Below are 15807 nucleotides of genomic sequence, written 5' to 3' on the forward strand. Positions count from 1 at the left end.
CGTTAGAGTCCGCGGATGGACGCTGCTGATGATCTTCTCCGCCGGATCGAGACCGACCGTGACCTGGCCGACCTGCTGCGGTGGCCCGGCGACTTCGACATCGACCGCCGCGACCCCGTAGAGGAGTTGCGACTTCCCTCAGGTCTGCCACTGACACCGATCGCCGGGGACGCTGGCGGGGGCACCTACTTCCTGTGCGGCGAGCCGGGCGCCCCACGCCCGGTCCTGTACGCCGACTCCGAGGGCCAGGCCACGCTGCTGGCCACCGACCTGGTCGAGGCCGTCACCTTGATCGCTGCCCACCCCTACTGGCAGGACCTGTGCCACGGCCATCCCGCCCAGGAGTTGGAGGAGGAGATCACCGACGACGATCCCGACTACCCGGCCGTCCGCGCCCAACTTCTCGCCCGGCTCGGCGTCACTCCTCCCACCGCGGAAGAGGCCCTCGCCCGGCTGCGGGCCTGTGCCGCACGCACCGTCCCGGACTTCCTGCCCATCGCCCGTCATGAAGAAGGCGATTCCTTCTATGAGGCGTCCTACGATCCCATCCTGTGACCGCTCAGCGGCCGTGCGGACCTTCGGCTCGCCGTGTTCTTTATGCTCGGAGACATGACCATTCAGCGGATGGACAACGTCGCCATCGTCGTCCACGACCTGGACGCGGCTGTCGCGTTCTTCACCGAGCTCGGCATGGAGCTGGAAAGCAAGGGACAGGTCGAAGGCCTTTGGGCGGACCGCACCGTAGGACTCGACGGAGTCCGGAGCGACATCGCGATGATGCGGACCCCGGACGGCCACAGCAAGCTGGAGCTGACCAAGTACCACACCCCCGCGGCGTCCGGCGCCGAGCCGGAGAACCCTCCGCCCAACACGCTGGGCCTGCATCGCGTCATGTTCGCCGTCGACGACATCGACGACACCGTCGCCCGCCTGCGCGCCCACGGCGCCGAACTCCTCGGCGAGGTGGCGCAGTACGAGAGCATCTTCCGGCTCTGCTACCTCCGCGGCCCCGCGGGCATCATCGTCGCCCTGGCCGAACAGATCGGCTGACATGGGCCTGCCGCGGACATCGAAGTCCTCGACGACCGCGATCTCGGTCCGGCCGCCCGCCGGTCGGAGTAGGCATGGCCTGCTGTGATCCGCGCCTACGGGAGGTGCCGGGGCACGCCAGTCCCGCTGTGCGTGGTCACCGGTGGTTAGGCACGACCGACGGATGTGCCCCACCTCGAGGCTTCACGGGTGCGCGCCTTCGTTGGTCAAGGCGGGACGGCGCGGGCAAGGTCGTGACGGCTGAACACAGGGCATCCGATGCCGCAGCGCGTACACGACCGCCAGCAGCAGCGCCAGGGTAACCGCGACCAGCACAAGCAGCACGAGGAACAGCGGCCCGGTCGCCAGATTGGCCGACAGGCGCCGGCCGAGGGTGCGCATCGCTTCTTCCGCGTCCGCACCCGGGCCGATCAGGGCGAGGGAGAGCCCGTTGGCGAACTCGATCGCGTGCCCGACCACCGGCAGGCTGAAGTTCCCAGCGATCGCGGCGATCACGAGGCTACGCGCGACGTCCTTGACCGTGGTGGAGGTCTGGACGGTCTCGTAGCCCATCACGAGCAGGCCACCGATGATGACGAACAGCACGAAGCAGGTGTTGGCGACCCAGTGCACCTGGTCCCAGATCTCCCCGACCCAGGGGATCTGATCAATGCGCGGGGTCTGGATCAGGTTCTTGCCCAGCCCGTTGAACACCGTCTTGATCGCTGACTTGGCGAGGTCCCGGAACCAGCCGTCCAGTGCGTTGGAGATCTTGCAGTCGATCTCCAGGGGACCGCAGTGCTTCTTGGCGGCTATCGGCTGGACGGCGGAGACCGTGATGGTCACCGGCTGGGCCGGCTGGGCCGGCTGGGTGAGGTGAGCGGTGGAGAGACCGAGCAGGAGTGTCGCGACGACACCGCTGGTGATCATCCACCACCCTGCGGGGACCATGATCAGGACCCCACGATCGACTGGACCACCGACACCAGCAGCGGGCGAGCGCCGCGATCCCGTACCCGAAAGCCGCGAACTTCAGCGTGTTCTTCGCCTTGGAAACCTCGCCCGGGTCCCCGCCGGCCAGCAGGTAGCGCAGGCCACCGATGGTGGCCATCAACGTGGCCAGCGCCGCCAGCAACCCCACCAGCCAGTTCCGCAGGTTGTTGATCACCTCCTGCAGGGATTTCGCCTTCGCGGCCGTACCTGCCTGAGCGGTCGCCGCGCAGACCAGCAGGACCAGCAGCACCACGACCGTCACGCCCACCCAGCGTGGCCATCGCCCGCGCCACCAGGACCGCGGTGGCCGGTGGCCGGGGCGACCGCAGGCGGACACGCGGTCGGTATTGATCAATGGGATCCGTGCGGGGCCGGGGAGGTAGCCCCGTCCTCCTTTCGGTTCGGTGATGTCGGGCCGGGTATCTGAGGTGTCCCGGCCCCGCACGGAAAACGAGGTCCCCGCACCCCTCCGGGCAGCGAGGAAGATCATGGGGTGTGGATCGGTACGTCCGCCGTCCTGGGCGGGCTGGTGCACTGCCGGAGTCGCGAGGAAGAGCGGCCGCCGCTCACCCGTCCCGGCGGGCCGCCGGGCTCGCTCGGCCGCGAGCCGCGCTGCGTCGCACAGCCGAGCACGCACCTGAGGACGATCGACAGCTGCTTCGCTCAGCGCCTGAAGAAAGCCGGTGAGCAGCTCGGCGTCCAGGTCACAGGAGGCAAAGGAAGCACGGTCGCGGGCCAGTCTCCCGGCTGCCGCCCGCAGCGCGGGCAGCGCCATGCCGACCGCGGCGACCCGCCATGACGGGCCGCCGTGGCGACTGCGCAGCACCAGCTCCCGCCACACTGCATCCATGGCGGCGCTGCTCAGACCGCCGCCCAGCAGGTAACGCAGCTCGGCCATGCCGACGGCCCGTTGAGGGAGCTCAGGGTGCAGGCCACGACAGTCCAGGGCGAGACCACCCGGCTCGCAGACCAGCAGCCGAAAGGTGCTCTCGGCGATGTCCAGCGAACGGTCGCCGTCGGCAGCGCTTACGTGGTGTGTTCCCATCATGTGCTCCAGGACGAGGAGGAGTTCGACTGCGTCCTGGTCTACGGGGCCGCTCAGGCAGATCTATGGCGGCAGTTCTGGCTGTTCACTGGCGGATTCCGGCACCTGGAAACACGACGCCCCTGGTGTCGCGGGCAGCCACCGGGTCTCCTCGGAGCGGTCTTCTTGGTGGGCGGTGCGAGGGGCCCGGCCGCAGGGGGCACCACCCTGCCGGCTGCCGGTGATGTTCCCTATATTTCTGTGGACCTGGGCGCACGGTGTTCGCCCGCCGACCTTTACGGAGAGACATGCGACGCGGTGAAGTGTGGTGGGTAGACTTCGGCGAGCGGCGGCCGGTCGTCCTGCTGTCGGACGAGGGAGCGTACGGGTTTCAGGCGATGCAGGTCGTCGCTCCGGCGGGCGTCGACCTCGGCGGTCTGGGCCTCGAAGTGGCGGTAGGCGCCATCGACGGGATGCCTTCCGAGGGCGTGCTACGGTTCGCGATCCCAAGGCCGGGCTTCACCCCGTGCACGTGGCTGACCACCGTGTCCCGGGACGATCTGATCGAGCAGGCGGGCGTCCTGAGCCCTGCGAAGCTCAGCGAGATCGACGATGCTCTGCGCGCTGGCGAACAGCAGCAGGAATGGACGCCGGCGACGGCCGCGAAACTCAGCGAGTTCCGGGATGCCCTTCGATCAGGCGGACTCAGATAGGGGCAGACCAAGGCCGATGATGTCGACGACCTTCTCCACCAGCAACGGGTCGGCAGACAGTGAAGGTCTCGGCATGGTGCGGCTTGAGCCCGAAGTCGTACATCTGGCAGTGACGGTGGTCCAGTGGGCGCCCAATGGGGCTCACCCGTAGGCCCTGAGAGCTCCTGTGGCGACAGCCAGGGTTGTCGACCAGCCCGAAGATTCGGACGTTCGGTCGGCCGCCGCGGGGCATCGCTCGCCAACGTCGACGTCCTCATCCGAGCCCAAGCCCCGCTGGATCCCTGACACCGAGCGGTAAATACGAGGCGCTGCAGGCACGGGCATGCCAGGCTCGTCGTGTGTACATTCGCGACGGATTCACAGCAGAAGAGGTCATCCAGGGTCTTCGCGCGCTCATTCAGCAAGCCGACAACATCCACGGTCTGATCGGGCAGCAGAGGGCGAAGACCGAATACCTGAACTGGCTCGGCGGCGCCGAGAGGTCGCTCCGCAACATGTTCGTAGACGGTGCGATCGCCGATGCGCTGCTGACCGAAAGGCTCTGGCGCATCGACAGGGATTACAGCAATCCCCCTACGCAGGGCATCAACCTCGGCTTGAGGGCTGAACTCGAGATGCAGGCAAGCCGCCTGTCCGCCCTGGCGGATGGGCTGGCGCACTTGGCCACCCTCTCGCAACGCCCCGGCTATCAGACGATTCTCGACACGAACGTCTACCTGCATTGCACCATGTTCACCGAGGTCGACTGGCGAACCGAGCTTGGCAAGGAGGCAGTCCGGATCATCTTGCCCGCAGCCATCCTCCGTGAACTCGATCAGATCAAGATCAACGACAGGGGCCCCCGTCGAGAGCGTGCCTGCAGGTCATCAAGGCGCTGGACACCATGCTCCCTGCCTTTGAATCCGCCGGCGTAGCCGAGCTACGTCCAAAGGTCACCGTGGAATTCCTGCCCGACGAACCTGGACACGAGCGTCGGGGAAACGTCGATGACGAGATCATCGACCGCGCCGTTCTGCTCCAGAAAATGACGGGAAGGCCGACTGCGGTGGTGACCATTGATCGGAACATGCGCCTACGCGCGCACGTCAGCGGACTGAAGGTGTGGTCCGTTCCCGACAAGCTCATTGTGCCCTCGGTAAGGCCGGCCACCTGAGATAGCGAGACATCGATGCGTCGAGGGGTGGACGGCCCAAGGCCGAGTTGATGATCACCGACTCCGAACGGGTGATGCTGGAGCGGTGGGCGCGGCGGGCGAAGTCCGCGCAGGTGCTGACGATGCGAGCGAAGGTCTCGGCGCAGTGCGGCTTGAGCCCGAAGTCCTGCCAGATTGGCCGGTCGTCGGACTTTGACAGTCCTGTGTGAGGCGGATGGGGTGCGTCCGGAGGCGTCAGCCAGGGGCCGTGAGGGCCGGTGCGGAGCGAACGCCAGAGCTGTGCCAGGCAATCGCCAGAGCACTGCCAGAGGGCCGGCGCTGCTGCGCCGGTGATCCGCCAGAGGGCGCCGGTTCGCTGATGACACGCCCTTGGAGGCGTTCCGCTGAAGTCCTCGCGTGTCCACCCGGCCGAGTCCGACCGAGCGGACAGTGGGACGGGTCGCAAGCGGGCGCCGAGCTGGGGTGCGGGTATCTGAGGTGAGCCCCACAACCGCATATGACAACTCCCTCCCAGGGACGCCACGGTCAAAGTCGCGGCGGCGTTGAAGCCTGCCGGAGCCGGCATGAGGAAACGTCGGCGTCCACGAGTTCCGGTGCTGTGTCCGAACCGGCAGCCCTTGGGTCCGCTGGCATGTGCGAACCGGCCTTGCGGGTGCTGTCGCTGGACGCGGGCACCCCGTCGCTGGCGGTGCTGCTGCTGGCCGTTCGCAGCAGTTGCCGCCGTTCGATCTGGCGATCTTCGTCGACGACGCCCGGCGGCCGGTGCGGATCAGCGCCGACCTTGCTCAGGTGCAGCAGGTCGCGATCAAGGCCGGGGTGCCGATCCTGCGTCTGTGTTGTGCCGGGTCACCGACGGAGGTGGTCAGCTCGAAGGTCCGGGAGATCCTCGGCCACCCGCCCGGCAGCCCGCTGCCTGGGCAACTCGTGGCCGAGGTGGATTTCGGGATCTGCCTCGACCAGATCCACCTGGCCGCCAAGTCTGAAAGCGCCGACTTGCGCTACACCTATCCGCTCGTGGAGCTGGGGTGGACCCGCAGGGAATGCTCGGCCTTCCTGCGCTCTCTGCACCTGGGCTCTGGGCACGGCACGGGAAGCGCGCGCCGGGGATGGGCGCTGTGAGCACCCCGTACTGGAGCGACGAGTCCACGACCATCCACCTGGGCGACGCCCGCGAGGTGCTCGCCGCCCTGCCGGCAGGGTCGGTCGACTGCATCGTGACCAGCCAGCCGTACTGCGGGCTGCGCGACTATGGGCTGGGCTAGATCGGCCAGGAACCTTCGCCGGACGCCTACATCGAGGCGCTGCGAGCGACGTTCGCCGAGGCCCGGCGGGTGCTCGCCGACGACGGCACCTTGTGGGTCAACCTCGGCGACTGCTACGCCTCCAACTCCGACGGATGGGCGGGCGGCAACACCTTCAACCGGCAACCGCCGGTGCGGCCGAAGTCGCGGCTGGTGGTGCCGCCCAAGAACCTGCTCGGCATGCCATGGCGGGTGGCGTTCGCCCTTCAAAGCGACTGGGTTTTGCGGAATGCCGTGGTGTGGCACAAGCCCAACGCGATGCCGCAGTCGGTGACCGACCGGCTCTCCAACCGGTACGAGCTGATCTTCCTGTTCGTCAAGCAGTGGCACTACTGGTTCGACCTTGACCCGATCCGCGAGCCCTACACCGGCGACCGCACTCTGTCGCGCCGCGCCCGCCGCGGCGGTAACAGGCCCAACACCATCGGCGCACCCTGGCCACCGGACGGCAAGTACACGGGCGCGGCAGAACGGCTCGGCGGCAAGAACCACAGCACCGCGATGCTGCCCACCGGCCTCGCCGCCCGGGAACCCTGGCGGCGAGCGGTACTGATCGAACTTGTCCCCGCCTACTGCGAGATCGCCAAACGACGGCTGCTGACCGCCACGGAGCGCGAGGGGAAGCATGCGACCCAAGAGACCGAACAGCCACGATGACCCGCCGGAGGCTAGAGGAGACTGACGAAACAGCAGGTCCTGACCCATCTACCAGCACATATGCTCAGAGGCCGGAGCGCGGACGGCACACCCGCCAGGGCGGTGACACAGCGCGCACGTTGACCGTGAAGACGGAGTTCGTCGCTGTCGGCGGGCCTGAAGGTGAGGCCTTGGAAGCCAGGCAACTCGCCGTGATCTGGGAGGTCCTTCAATGGCTACACCAGAACAAATCGGAGACCTAGGAGCCTCGGAGACCGGCTCGGACGTCGTCTTGCCGTGGCGACGTGGCAGTGAGGTGAACCCGCTGGCCGAGGCTGTCGGCGCAGGAGCGCTGGTGCCGGTCGCGTGGCTGGGACGTACGTCCACCGAGGAGCAGCAGGATCCCACGCTGTCCCTACCGCGGCAGTTGCGTGGTTCGAGGCAGGCGCTGCCGGACGGCTATGTCATCGTCGCGCACTTCTACGACGTGGAGTCCGGCCGTAAGTCTCTGGATGACCGGGGCAACAGCCTGGCCCATGAGCAGTTCGACATTTCCATTCCCAGAGACGGCGGGATTCAAGACCTCCTGGCCGAGGCGGCCCGCCACGATTGACGTTTCGTCGCTGTCATCTGCGAATCCATCGATCGCGTCGCGCGCCGTACGTACTTCGGTACCAAGATTGAATATGAGCTGGAGCAAGTCGGCGTCGTCTTGCTCGCGGCCGATGAACCGATCAGTCACGAAGCAACATCAGGCCCTAGGCCGAAGAAGAAGGCCACCAACACGCTGACCCGCCGGGTCAAGCAGGCCATCGCCGAATGGTACGTCCTGCAGATGCTGGAACTGTCGTGGGACGGTTTCCGCGAGCACATCGAGCAAGGCTGGAACATCGGCCGACCGCCGTACGGCTATCAGGCGGACAAGCGCCCCCACCCCGTCCCCGCGCGGCGCGCTGAGGGAAAGACAAAAACACGTCCGGTGCCCGATGCCGCAACAGGCCGAGTGGTGACCAGGATCTTCCACCTGCGCGCACTCGATCACCTGGGCTACGACGATATCGCCGATCGGCTCAACACCGATCTAGAGGCAATCCGCCTCCACAGCCGGTCGACCCCCGCCGCGCGGTCGGCCGATGGACCGGCTCTGCCGTGCGTGGCGTCCTGACCAACCCCAAGTACACCGGCTACATGGTGTGGAACCGGCGCGCCACCAAGCAGGGCGGGCGCTGCAACCCACCTGATCAGTGGGTCTGGTCACCGCACCCGACACATGAACCGCTGGTGACCAAGGAGCTGTTCGAGGCGGCTTCTCCAGTGGCCAAACTCCGGCAGGGCTCGCGGACCTCCCCAGGACTCAGCCGTCACCCGCAGGCCAAGCGCAGCTATCAGCTTCGCTCCTACCTGCTGTGTGATCTGTGCGGCCGGCGGATGTTCGGCAAGACCCGCAAGGGCTGGGCCTACCTACGCCTGCGAGCCGCAACGCCAGCACCACCATGGCCGCTCCGACTGGTACGACGATCACCCCAAGAGCCTGTGGGTCCGCGAAGACGCGCTCCTCGATGCCGTCCACGAGTTCTTCGCCGACCGTGTCTTCGGCCCCCGCCGACAGGAGCACCTGCGCGCCAGACTCGGCCAACAGCCCAGCACGCAGATCGAGTCACGTACCGACACGCGGAAAGCAAAGATCATCAGCGCCCTCGCCGAGTTCCGACGGCGGCAGGACAACCTGATGAACCAACTCGAGGAACACGAGCCCACCGGAGACCCCGACATCGATCGCGAGTTCCGCGCCGGCATCCAACGCCGCTTCGCCGAAATTTCCAAGAAACGCCGCGACTACCAAGCGCAACTCGCGAAGCTCGCCGGCACCGCAAGCACGCCACCCGACGATGACCCTTCACTGCTGGAAGAGATCCCCGAGCTGGCGACCAGATTGGACGAGCTCCCGGAAGACGTGCAACGACGGTTCTACGACGCCTTCCAACTCCAGATCCGCTACCACAAGGCCCGGCACGAGGTCGTGCTGCGGGTCACCGTACGGGAGAACACGGTGAACACGTTCACCACGGCAACGGCCGGATCCGGGGGAGCGGCCGACATGCCCAGTGAGCTCGGGCTACGGGTGCCCAGGGCGCGCCGAAGCTTCCCATCTTCTGGGTGCCCCCGGCAGGATTCGAACCTGCGACGCACGGTTTAGGAAACCGATGCTCTATCCCCTGAGCTACGAGGGCTTGACGCAGGTAGAGCCTAGCGGAGCCGATCCGGTGGCGCGGTACGGGCGATGATCATTCCGCGTATATTCCGCGATCTTGCTCCGGGTACGATCCTGCGACCAGTCCTAGGGTAGTGGCTAACGCCTGGAGGACGCTCATCGATGCTCGACCCTCAGGGCGTCGGTATCCCGGAGCATGCTGTACGGCCGTCGGTGCTCGCACGCGGGCGGCGGACCGGCAACCGTGCGGGCTGCGTATCCCCGAGTCGGAGACCTCCGCCGGAGGCGTTGTGAGGATGGCGCCATGCTCACAACATGGACCGCTGCCAGGGGCCGGCCCGCTGGGAGTGGTGGGCGAACAAGGCCACGTGCCCGTTCTCCGTCGACGTGCGCATCCTCGTCGTCACCGATAGCACCGTATGGCGTGCGTTGCGGCGTTTGCTTCGCCGCTGACCAGCGAAGATCGTGAGGGCTGGGCGCCCCTCATGGCGCTGTCCCCTTACTTCCGGCCACCGCTTGATCATTTGATGTCGACATAACGGACGAGGATCATGCGGTGGCCGCCTCACGATCGCGCCACGCCGGCGAAGTCACGACCTACAGCTAGATTAGTGAGGTGCCACCATGCGAGATGGCCGAAGCGGCGAGGCGGTGAGTCGTGCGATTCGAGCACCGCGGCACCGACGCGGATTCGCGCATCCTCGACCGCGTCTGGTGCACCCGGAGTGACACCGACGCCGTCATGACGTCCGCCGCGCGGACGAGCTTCCATCTCATCTTCGCCCGCACCCGGGGCCGTGTGGCCGCGGGGCTGCGCGGTCCGGAGACGAGGGCGACGACGGCGCCCGTCCCGGCGGAGACCGAGTATCTCGGCGTGCGGTTCGCGCTGGGCGCGGTCCTGCGTCCGCACCCCGCGGCGACGGTGGTCGACGGGTACGCTCCGCTCCCGGTGACAGACGCCGGCAGGATCGTGCTCGGGGGTGAGGAGTGGGAGGCGCCGACGTTCGAGAACGTGGAGCATTTCGTCCGGCGACTGCGGCTGGCCGGGCTCCTGGTGCCGTCGACACTCGACCGTGACCCGCGTCCGGGGCGCGGGGAGTCAGAGCGGACGCGGCAACGGCGGTACCGCGCGTTCACCGGGATGACGCGAACCACAGTGGCGCAGATCGATCGCGCGAACGCTGCGGCCACGATGCTGCGGGCCGGAAACGACTGGGCCACGGTCGTCAGCACGCTCGGCTTCTATGATCAGGCGCACCTCGCCCATGCCCTGCGCCGATTCGTCGGACGCACGGCGCGCGAGCTTCGCACCGGCGACCTCGCGCCGATGTCGTTCCTCTACAAGACGGGTTCGGGCGCCGGAAGTTAGCGTCGGGCGTCGGCCGACCGGGCCGACGGATCTGCGACTCCAGCTCAGGGGGAACCGTGCTGCTCAGCGTTAATATTTTCGTCAGCCTCGACGGCGTCGTGCAGGGGCCGGGAGCCCCCGACGAGGACCGCTCGGGCGGCTTTGACCGCGGCGGATGGCTCGTGCCGTTCAGTTCGGCGCAGACGGACGAGGTCGTCGCGGGATGGTTCCGCGAGGCGGACGCCTTCCTGTTCGGCCGGACGAGCTTCGGCATGCTGCGCGGCTACTGGCCGAACGTTACCGACCCGGAGAGCGTCATCGCGTCGCAGCTCAACTCGTTGCCTAAGTACGTGACCAGCTCGACGCTGTCCGACGCGGAGGCCGGCTGGCATCCGACGACGGTGCTGCGTGGCGACGCTGCCGACGAGGTGCGCCGCCTCAAGGAGCTACCCGGTCGCGAGCTGCAGGTGCACGGCAGCTGGAAGCTCGTGCAGACGCTGCACGAGGCGGGGCTCGTCGATGTTTACCGGATGCTGCTGTACCCCGTCGTGGTCGGCACTGGCAAGCGCCTGTTCCCGGAGGGCGCGATGGGCGCGACGTTCACGGTCGCCCAGGACGCCTCGCGCGTGCTGCCCGGCGGGGTCGTCTCCCTGACCCTCACCCCGCGGAGCCTCGGCACCGTCGCCACGGGCTCGTACGTCGTCGAGGAGGGGCGGTCGGCGACGACCCTCAAGTGACCCGCCGGGGATCGCGCGCGTGAACAACGCGTGGTGGTGCCGCCGATAGCAGTACCGAGCACAGCAACGCATGGGCTTCGTTCAGATCGACACCATTGACCCCTATCCGGCCTGGCAACCCGGTAGTCCTGCTGCCATCTACGTTGCTGCCCTCGCCTCGACCAGAGTTGCTGCGCCATGAGGTGGCGGACGGGCGACGCGGCGTGCCAGGACCGGACGGAACAGGCCGCACGCCCGGCGCGCCGGGGCCGGCGACCGCGAAGCAGGCGCACTTGAAGCGAAAGTCCTCATCCGGCGGCGCCGATTCTCTTGTCGGGTCTCATGACCTGGGTGATAGATCATTCCGGACCGGTCGTCTCGGCCGGTCCCGTCACCCACCCGGACGGTGCCGGAGGTGGAGGCGCTGAGCTGCGAGCTGCGGCGGAATCATCCGTCGTGGGGTGCTCGCCGGCTGGGGTGGGAGCTGACTCGCCGCGGTTGCCCGGGGCCGGTGCCGTGCCGGGCGACGGTGCACCGGGTGCTGGTCCGGCACGGACTGGTGCAGGTCACCCCGCGGGCCGGCGCAGGGAGGACTACAAGCGCTGCAACGCTCGGAGCCGATGCAGTGATGAGCTGCTGACCGGCAACGGCAAGCAGTTCACCGCCGCGGCGGGGAGGTGCTGTTCGACCGGATCTGCCAGGAGAACGGCATCACGCACCGGCTGACCCGGGCCTGAGCCGGTCGGTCAGCCGGTGGTGGTGTCGTCGCTCAGTAGGGCAGCGGGCGTTGAGACAGGCCTTAGTCGCGCTTGGGCCAGATCAGGCCCTGGTCGGTCCAGATGACGCCCTTGTTGTGGCACAGGCAGAAGGGGTGGCCGATCGGGTCGGTGTAGACGCGCCAGCCGTAGCCATCGGGGTCGATGAAGTCCTGCTGCAGCGTCGCGCCGAGGTCGAGGACGCGGCGCTGCTCGGACTCGATCTCGTCCACTTCGAAGTCGAGGTGGAACTGCTTGGGATGCTCGCTGTCGGGCCAGCGCGGGGGGCGGTAGTCGTCCACCCGTTGGAAGGCCAGCTCGATCTCGCCGAAGGTGATGCCGGCCCAGTTATCGGAGCTGCCTTCCTTGATGGCGCGGCCTGTCACCTCGGAGTAGAAGGCCGCCAGCTCCATCGGGTCCGGGCAGTCGATGATGAAATCGGTGAGTCGCAGCATCCCGCGATCTTGGCACAAGATCAAGGAGTCCAGAGACTGTCCAAAGTGACGTCAGTGGCCAGCCGTGGATGATGGCGATGTGGAGGCCGGTCTCCTAACGGACAGCAGGTGACCTCGCCATCTATACGGCCGGCAGACGGCCCATGCCAAGAACAGCACTTGCAGGTCACACCCGGTCGTTACCGCATCCGGGTCTCATACGTGCCTTCTGAACCACCGGCCGCTCCGCTGGGTGCTGCGGCCTGCCCGGCCGGACGACGGCAGCACGACGGCAGCACGACGGGAACGGACCGTCACCGAGATCATTCTTGCCTCGGCCCTGCATAAGGGGACGGTCTTGACCGCAGTCATACAAACCAGAGCACCCGAAAGGAACCTCTTATGGGGATCCCCAAGCTGGCGCCGGACGGCGTCAGCGACACAGGCGGCACAAAGGGGGCCCTCAGCCCCTGGGACGCGGACCCGGACTGGTACCGGAAAGCACGGGACGCCGGTGCGACGCCCGGCGAGTTGCAGGAGGCTCACGCCAACGGCATCCGCCTGGTCTACTACGCAAACGCGCGGAAGGCCGGTGCCACGCACGACGAGATCATGGCAGCCCACGCCGAGGACATCTACCTGGTCGACTACGCACAGGCGCGGGAGACCGAGGCCACGCACGCCGAGGTGATGGAAGCTCGCGCCAAGGGCATCGGCGTGAACGACTACGCATTTGCGCGGAAGGCCGGTGCCACGCACGACGAGATCATGGCAGCCCACATCACGGGCACCTACCTGGTCGGCTACGCGCTCGCGCGGAAGGCCGGTGCCACGCATGACGAGGTGATGGCGGCCCACGCCAAGGGCATCTTTCCGGACGACTACGCGTATGCGCGGTCGGTCGGTGCCACGCACGACGAGATCCTGGAGGCCGCCGGCACGCCGGGCGTCCTCCTGGACTTCTATGCGGAAGCTCGGAAGGCCGGTGCCACGCACGAGGAGGTCATGGCGGCCCACAAGGCGGGCTTCCAACTGAGCTCCTACGCGCGGACGCGGTCGGGTGGCCACACCCATGATGATGCTCTGCGCATGCTGAGCAGCTGAACACCCGGACCGGCTCCCTCCCAGAGGGGGCCGGTCTGTTCGCAGAGGTGCCTGCCTTGATGCCGGTCGACGCCCCTGCCTCCCGGCGACCAAGGACGGCGGGTTCGCCCGCCCGAGGTGCTCCGTCAGCCAGCGACCCGTCGATGGATGAAATCGGTGGACATAAGAGGGCAGACCCCTTCGGGACAACTGGTGGGGTGTGCGATGAGACGGCCGAAACCATTGGGGTTGGTGAGAACTGGGGTGGAGGGGGAGCACTTGCGCGCAGGTCTCGGTACGCTCCTGCCGTGGCTGGTCGGCATCGTGGAACGCTGACGCCCGGGTTCGAGCCGGAAGAACCCGCGGCGCAGGCTTCCCTCGATCCCGCGGTCGGGGCTCGCCGGCGGCCGGGTCGGGTGGGGGTGGTGATCGTCGGGACGGTGGCCGCCGTGGTGCTGGTGGTCTCGATCGGCTTCGCGCTCGTCGGGGACTCACCGGAGTCCACGGTCGGCAGCACGCCGCAGGCACCCCGTCCGGCTGACGTGACGCCGCCCGAGCGGCTCACCCCGGTGGCCTATCCGACCCGTGGGGAGTACGTCCCTCCGGTCCCCACCGAGGTGCCCACCGCCACTCCGAAGGCGCCCACGAAGACGGTCAAACCGACACCGACGCCGGCGACGTCGCAACAACGGCCGCCTTGTCCGGTGCAGGCGCCGTTCTTCCATGACTGGTGCGTTCGACACGGTTATCAGCCCCCGCGGGGCCGATAACCCGGCATCGCCGTTTTCATAGGGGATGTGCAGGAACCTGTAGTACCGTTCCTGCGGTTGTTCGAACATCGGAAGGACCCCCCACGTGCGGACCCCCCGGTCGGCGGTGCTGCTCGCGGTCATCACGGTCGCGGCGTCGCTGGTCTCGGCACCGGCACACGCCGCTGCTCGGCAGTCCGGCCCCGGCACCGTCGAAGAGCTGCGCAAACAGGCTGCCAAGGCGCGTACGGATCTGGAGAAGGCGACCAAGCAGCTCGACAACCGCCGCCGCGTGCTGGAGAAGTCCCAGGCCACGCTCAAGACCACGCTGGCGGATCTGGGGGTGGCCGACACCGATCTCAACCGGATCCGCGAACCGCTCGCCCGCCTCGCCAACGCCGCCTATCAGGGCGGTGCGAACGGCTCGATGGCGATCTTCAGCAGCGGTGATCCCCAGGGGGCGCTCAGTGCCGCCGCCGACCTGGCCCACCTCGCCGAGGGGCAGAACGCGCTGGTCAAGCGGGCGGCTGATCTGCGGAAGCGCCGCGAACAGCTCGCCGCCACGGCACAGGACCTGCAGTCGAAGAACGGCGTCGAGCAGGCGAAGGTGCAGCGGCAGATCGACGCGCTGAAGGCGAAGTCGGTGCGCATCACCCAGCAGCTCACGCAGTCGCTCGGCAAGCTGTCGGGTGCCGGCAGGCTCGCGGCGTCCTGCGATCCGGCCCTCGTCGCCAACGCGCGAAGGTTCCCCAACGGACTGATCCCGGCGCGCTACCTCTGCCGGCTACCGCAGCCGAACCGGCAGTTGCGGGCTGACGCGGCGCTGGCGTTCTTCAAGCTCAACGCCGCTTTCAAAGCCCGCTTCAAGCACGACATGTGCCTGCGCGACTCCTACCGGAGCCTCGGCGACCAGCAGCGCATCTACTCCCAGCGGCCGGGGTTCGCGGCCGTGCCCGGCCGTAGCAATCACGGCCTGGGCACGGCCCTCGACATCTGCGGCGGGGTACAGAACCAGGGCTCGGTCCCGTTCAACTGGCTGGTCGCCAATTCGCAGAAGTACGGCTGGTTCCATCCGAGCTGGGCCTACTCGAGCCCGTTCGAGCCCTGGCACTGGGAGTACAAGGCCGGCAGGGGGCAGGCCATCGCCGATCCCGGATACTGATCAGACCGGCAACTCGTTGGCCGGGACGACCTCGGACGTGCAGAACTGGCACCGCCGGGCCTTGGCCGGAATGGAGCCGAGGCACTGGGGACAGTCGCGTTCGGCCGCCTCCTTGCCCCGGTCGAGCCGCTCGAGCAGCTTGCTCGTCGGCAGGACGACCAGGAAGTAGACGATCGCGGCGGTGATGACGAAGGTCAGCGCGGAGGTCAGGAAGACCCCGTACGGGAACTTCGTGCCGTTGATCGTGAAGGCCAGCCTGGTGTAGTCGGGCTTGCCGCCGAACAGTGCCAGCAGCGGGGAGATGAACGAGGTCGCGAAGTCCTTCACCAGCCCGGCGAAGGCCGCGCCTACGACGAATGCGACCGCGAGGTCGACGAGATTTCCGCGGATCAGGAACTTCTTGAAGCCGCCCATGGCGGGACTCCTGGGGGGTAGGGGATGGTACGGCCGCCTTTTTACCCTGCGAAAGCGCGTTGATTACGAGAATTCGGACATTCTG

21 protein-coding genes, 1 tRNA gene and 3 pseudogenes are annotated in these 15807 nt (G+C 67.6%); 19 read left to right on the forward strand and 6 right to left on the reverse strand.

Going from position 1 to position 15807, the window contains the following annotated elements; genetic code table 11:
• Window positions 1-15 precede the first annotated feature (15 nt).
• A complete protein-coding gene (locus ACRYCC_RS10200; protein WP_433810647.1) occupies window positions 16-555 on the forward strand; it encodes a hypothetical protein in 540 nt (179 codons plus the stop codon).
• Window positions 556-624: 69 nt separating this feature from the next.
• On the forward strand, window positions 625-1050 hold the full coding sequence (locus ACRYCC_RS10205) for a VOC family protein (RefSeq protein ID WP_433812131.1): 426 nt from the start codon (window positions 625-627) through the stop codon (window positions 1048-1050).
• Window positions 1051-1233: 183 nt separating this feature from the next.
• Here ACRYCC_RS10205 and ACRYCC_RS10210 read toward each other — a convergent pair whose 3' ends face one another.
• Window positions 1234-1959 (reverse strand): TrbL/VirB6 family protein, encoded by a 726-nt coding sequence (locus ACRYCC_RS10210; protein WP_433812202.1) that lies wholly within the window; start codon window positions 1957-1959, stop codon window positions 1234-1236.
• A gap of 124 nt (window positions 1960-2083) precedes the next feature.
• Window positions 2084-2512: pseudogene (locus ACRYCC_RS10215) on the reverse strand (hypothetical protein); the annotation flags it as partial.
• 3 nt (window positions 2513-2515) lie between these two features.
• Between ACRYCC_RS10215 and ACRYCC_RS10220 the strand changes: the two are divergent.
• The 11 genes and pseudogenes from ACRYCC_RS10220 to ACRYCC_RS10270 all read left to right on the forward strand — a co-directional run.
• Complete coding sequence (locus ACRYCC_RS10220) at window positions 2516-2821, forward strand: hypothetical protein (protein ID WP_433812204.1); 306 nt, start codon at window positions 2516-2518, stop codon at window positions 2819-2821.
• A gap of 533 nt (window positions 2822-3354) precedes the next feature.
• Entirely contained in the window at window positions 3355-3759 is a 405-nt protein-coding gene (locus tag ACRYCC_RS10225; RefSeq protein WP_433810649.1) for a type II toxin-antitoxin system PemK/MazF family toxin, read from the forward strand.
• 338 nt (window positions 3760-4097) lie between these two features.
• Window positions 4098-4673: a PIN domain-containing protein gene (locus ACRYCC_RS10230; protein WP_433810651.1), complete on the forward strand. Its 576-nt coding sequence runs from the start codon at window positions 4098-4100 to the stop codon at window positions 4671-4673.
• Window positions 4674-4696: 23 nt separating this feature from the next.
• Window positions 4697-4912: a PIN domain-containing protein gene (locus ACRYCC_RS10235; RefSeq protein ID WP_433810653.1), complete on the forward strand. Its 216-nt coding sequence runs from the start codon at window positions 4697-4699 to the stop codon at window positions 4910-4912.
• 50 nt (window positions 4913-4962) lie between these two features.
• Complete coding sequence (locus tag ACRYCC_RS10240; protein WP_433810655.1) at window positions 4963-5121, forward strand: hypothetical protein; 159 nt, start codon at window positions 4963-4965, stop codon at window positions 5119-5121.
• Between the two features lie 505 nt (window positions 5122-5626).
• On the forward strand, window positions 5627-6031 hold the full coding sequence (locus ACRYCC_RS10245) for a hypothetical protein (protein WP_433810657.1): 405 nt from the start codon (window positions 5627-5629) through the stop codon (window positions 6029-6031).
• Window positions 6028-6174 carry a hypothetical protein gene (locus ACRYCC_RS10250; RefSeq protein ID WP_433810659.1) on the forward strand — a complete coding sequence of 49 codons (147 nt, stop codon included), beginning with the start codon at window positions 6028-6030 and terminating at the stop codon, window positions 6172-6174. Before ACRYCC_RS10245 ends, ACRYCC_RS10250 begins: the two co-directional genes overlap by 4 nt.
• Window positions 6175-6870: a DNA methyltransferase gene (locus ACRYCC_RS10255; protein ID WP_433812133.1), complete on the forward strand. Its 696-nt coding sequence runs from the start codon at window positions 6175-6177 to the stop codon at window positions 6868-6870. It abuts the gene before it with no gap.
• A gap of 295 nt (window positions 6871-7165) precedes the next feature.
• Window positions 7166-7462, forward strand: coding sequence for a recombinase family protein (locus ACRYCC_RS10260; RefSeq protein WP_433810661.1), 297 nt, complete (start codon window positions 7166-7168; stop codon window positions 7460-7462).
• 99 nt (window positions 7463-7561) lie between these two features.
• A complete protein-coding gene (locus tag ACRYCC_RS10265; RefSeq protein ID WP_433810663.1) occupies window positions 7562-8014 on the forward strand; it encodes a serine integrase family protein in 453 nt (150 codons plus the stop codon).
• Window positions 7999-8097 (forward strand): annotated as a pseudogene (locus ACRYCC_RS10270) (recombinase family protein); the annotation flags it as partial. The gene ACRYCC_RS10265 and the pseudogene ACRYCC_RS10270, both read left to right, overlap by 16 nt.
• Window positions 8098-8506: 409 nt before the next feature.
• Here the strand turns inward: ACRYCC_RS10270 and ACRYCC_RS10275 are convergent.
• Both ACRYCC_RS10275 and ACRYCC_RS10280 read right to left on the reverse strand, forming a co-directional pair.
• Window positions 8507-8698, reverse strand: a complete 192-nt coding sequence (locus ACRYCC_RS10275; protein WP_433812205.1) for a hypothetical protein — start codon at window positions 8696-8698, stop codon at window positions 8507-8509.
• Window positions 8699-9007: 309 nt separating this feature from the next.
• Window positions 9008-9080 (reverse strand) — tRNA-Arg (locus ACRYCC_RS10280).
• 639 nt (window positions 9081-9719) lie between these two features.
• On the opposite strand from ACRYCC_RS10280, the gene ACRYCC_RS10285 reads away from it, so the two are divergent.
• The 3 genes and pseudogenes from ACRYCC_RS10285 to ACRYCC_RS10295 form a co-directional block, all read left to right on the forward strand.
• The gene (locus ACRYCC_RS10285; RefSeq protein ID WP_433810665.1) at window positions 9720-10430 is read left to right on the forward strand and encodes a helix-turn-helix transcriptional regulator; all 711 of its coding nucleotides are present in this window, start codon (window positions 9720-9722) and stop codon (window positions 10428-10430) included.
• 56 nt (window positions 10431-10486) lie between these two features.
• Complete coding sequence (locus tag ACRYCC_RS10290; RefSeq protein WP_433810667.1) at window positions 10487-11146, forward strand: dihydrofolate reductase family protein; 660 nt, start codon at window positions 10487-10489, stop codon at window positions 11144-11146.
• 340 nt (window positions 11147-11486) lie between these two features.
• A pseudogene (locus ACRYCC_RS10295) lies at window positions 11487-11856 on the forward strand (transposase family protein); the annotation flags it as partial.
• A 68-nt stretch (window positions 11857-11924) separates the two neighbouring features.
• Here ACRYCC_RS10295 and ACRYCC_RS10300 read toward each other — a convergent pair.
• Window positions 11925-12335 (reverse strand): VOC family protein, encoded by a 411-nt coding sequence (locus tag ACRYCC_RS10300; protein WP_433810669.1) that lies wholly within the window; start codon window positions 12333-12335, stop codon window positions 11925-11927.
• A gap of 381 nt (window positions 12336-12716) precedes the next feature.
• Here ACRYCC_RS10300 and ACRYCC_RS10305 point away from each other — a divergent pair, with 381 nt between their 5' ends.
• The 3 genes from ACRYCC_RS10305 (at window position 12717) to ACRYCC_RS10315 (ending at window position 15308) form a co-directional block, all read left to right on the forward strand.
• Entirely contained in the window at window positions 12717-13418 is a 702-nt protein-coding gene (locus ACRYCC_RS10305; protein WP_433810671.1) for a hypothetical protein, read from the forward strand.
• A 404-nt stretch (window positions 13419-13822) separates the two neighbouring features.
• Entirely contained in the window at window positions 13823-14167 is a 345-nt protein-coding gene (locus ACRYCC_RS10310) for a hypothetical protein (RefSeq protein ID WP_433810672.1), read from the forward strand.
• 85 nt (window positions 14168-14252) lie between these two features.
• Window positions 14253-15308 carry a D-alanyl-D-alanine carboxypeptidase family protein gene (locus ACRYCC_RS10315; protein WP_433810674.1) on the forward strand — a complete coding sequence of 352 codons (1056 nt, stop codon included), beginning with the start codon at window positions 14253-14255 and terminating at the stop codon, window positions 15306-15308.
• On the opposite strand, the gene ACRYCC_RS10320 is transcribed toward ACRYCC_RS10315, so the two are convergent.
• Complete coding sequence (locus ACRYCC_RS10320) at window positions 15309-15722, reverse strand: MscL family protein (protein ID WP_433810676.1); 414 nt, start codon at window positions 15720-15722, stop codon at window positions 15309-15311.
• Window positions 15723-15807: the final 85 nt, after the last annotated feature.

The organism is Actinomadura scrupuli (assembly GCF_050971785.1).
Lineage (GTDB): Bacteria > Actinomycetota > Actinomycetes > Streptosporangiales > Streptosporangiaceae > Actinomadura_E > Actinomadura_E scrupuli.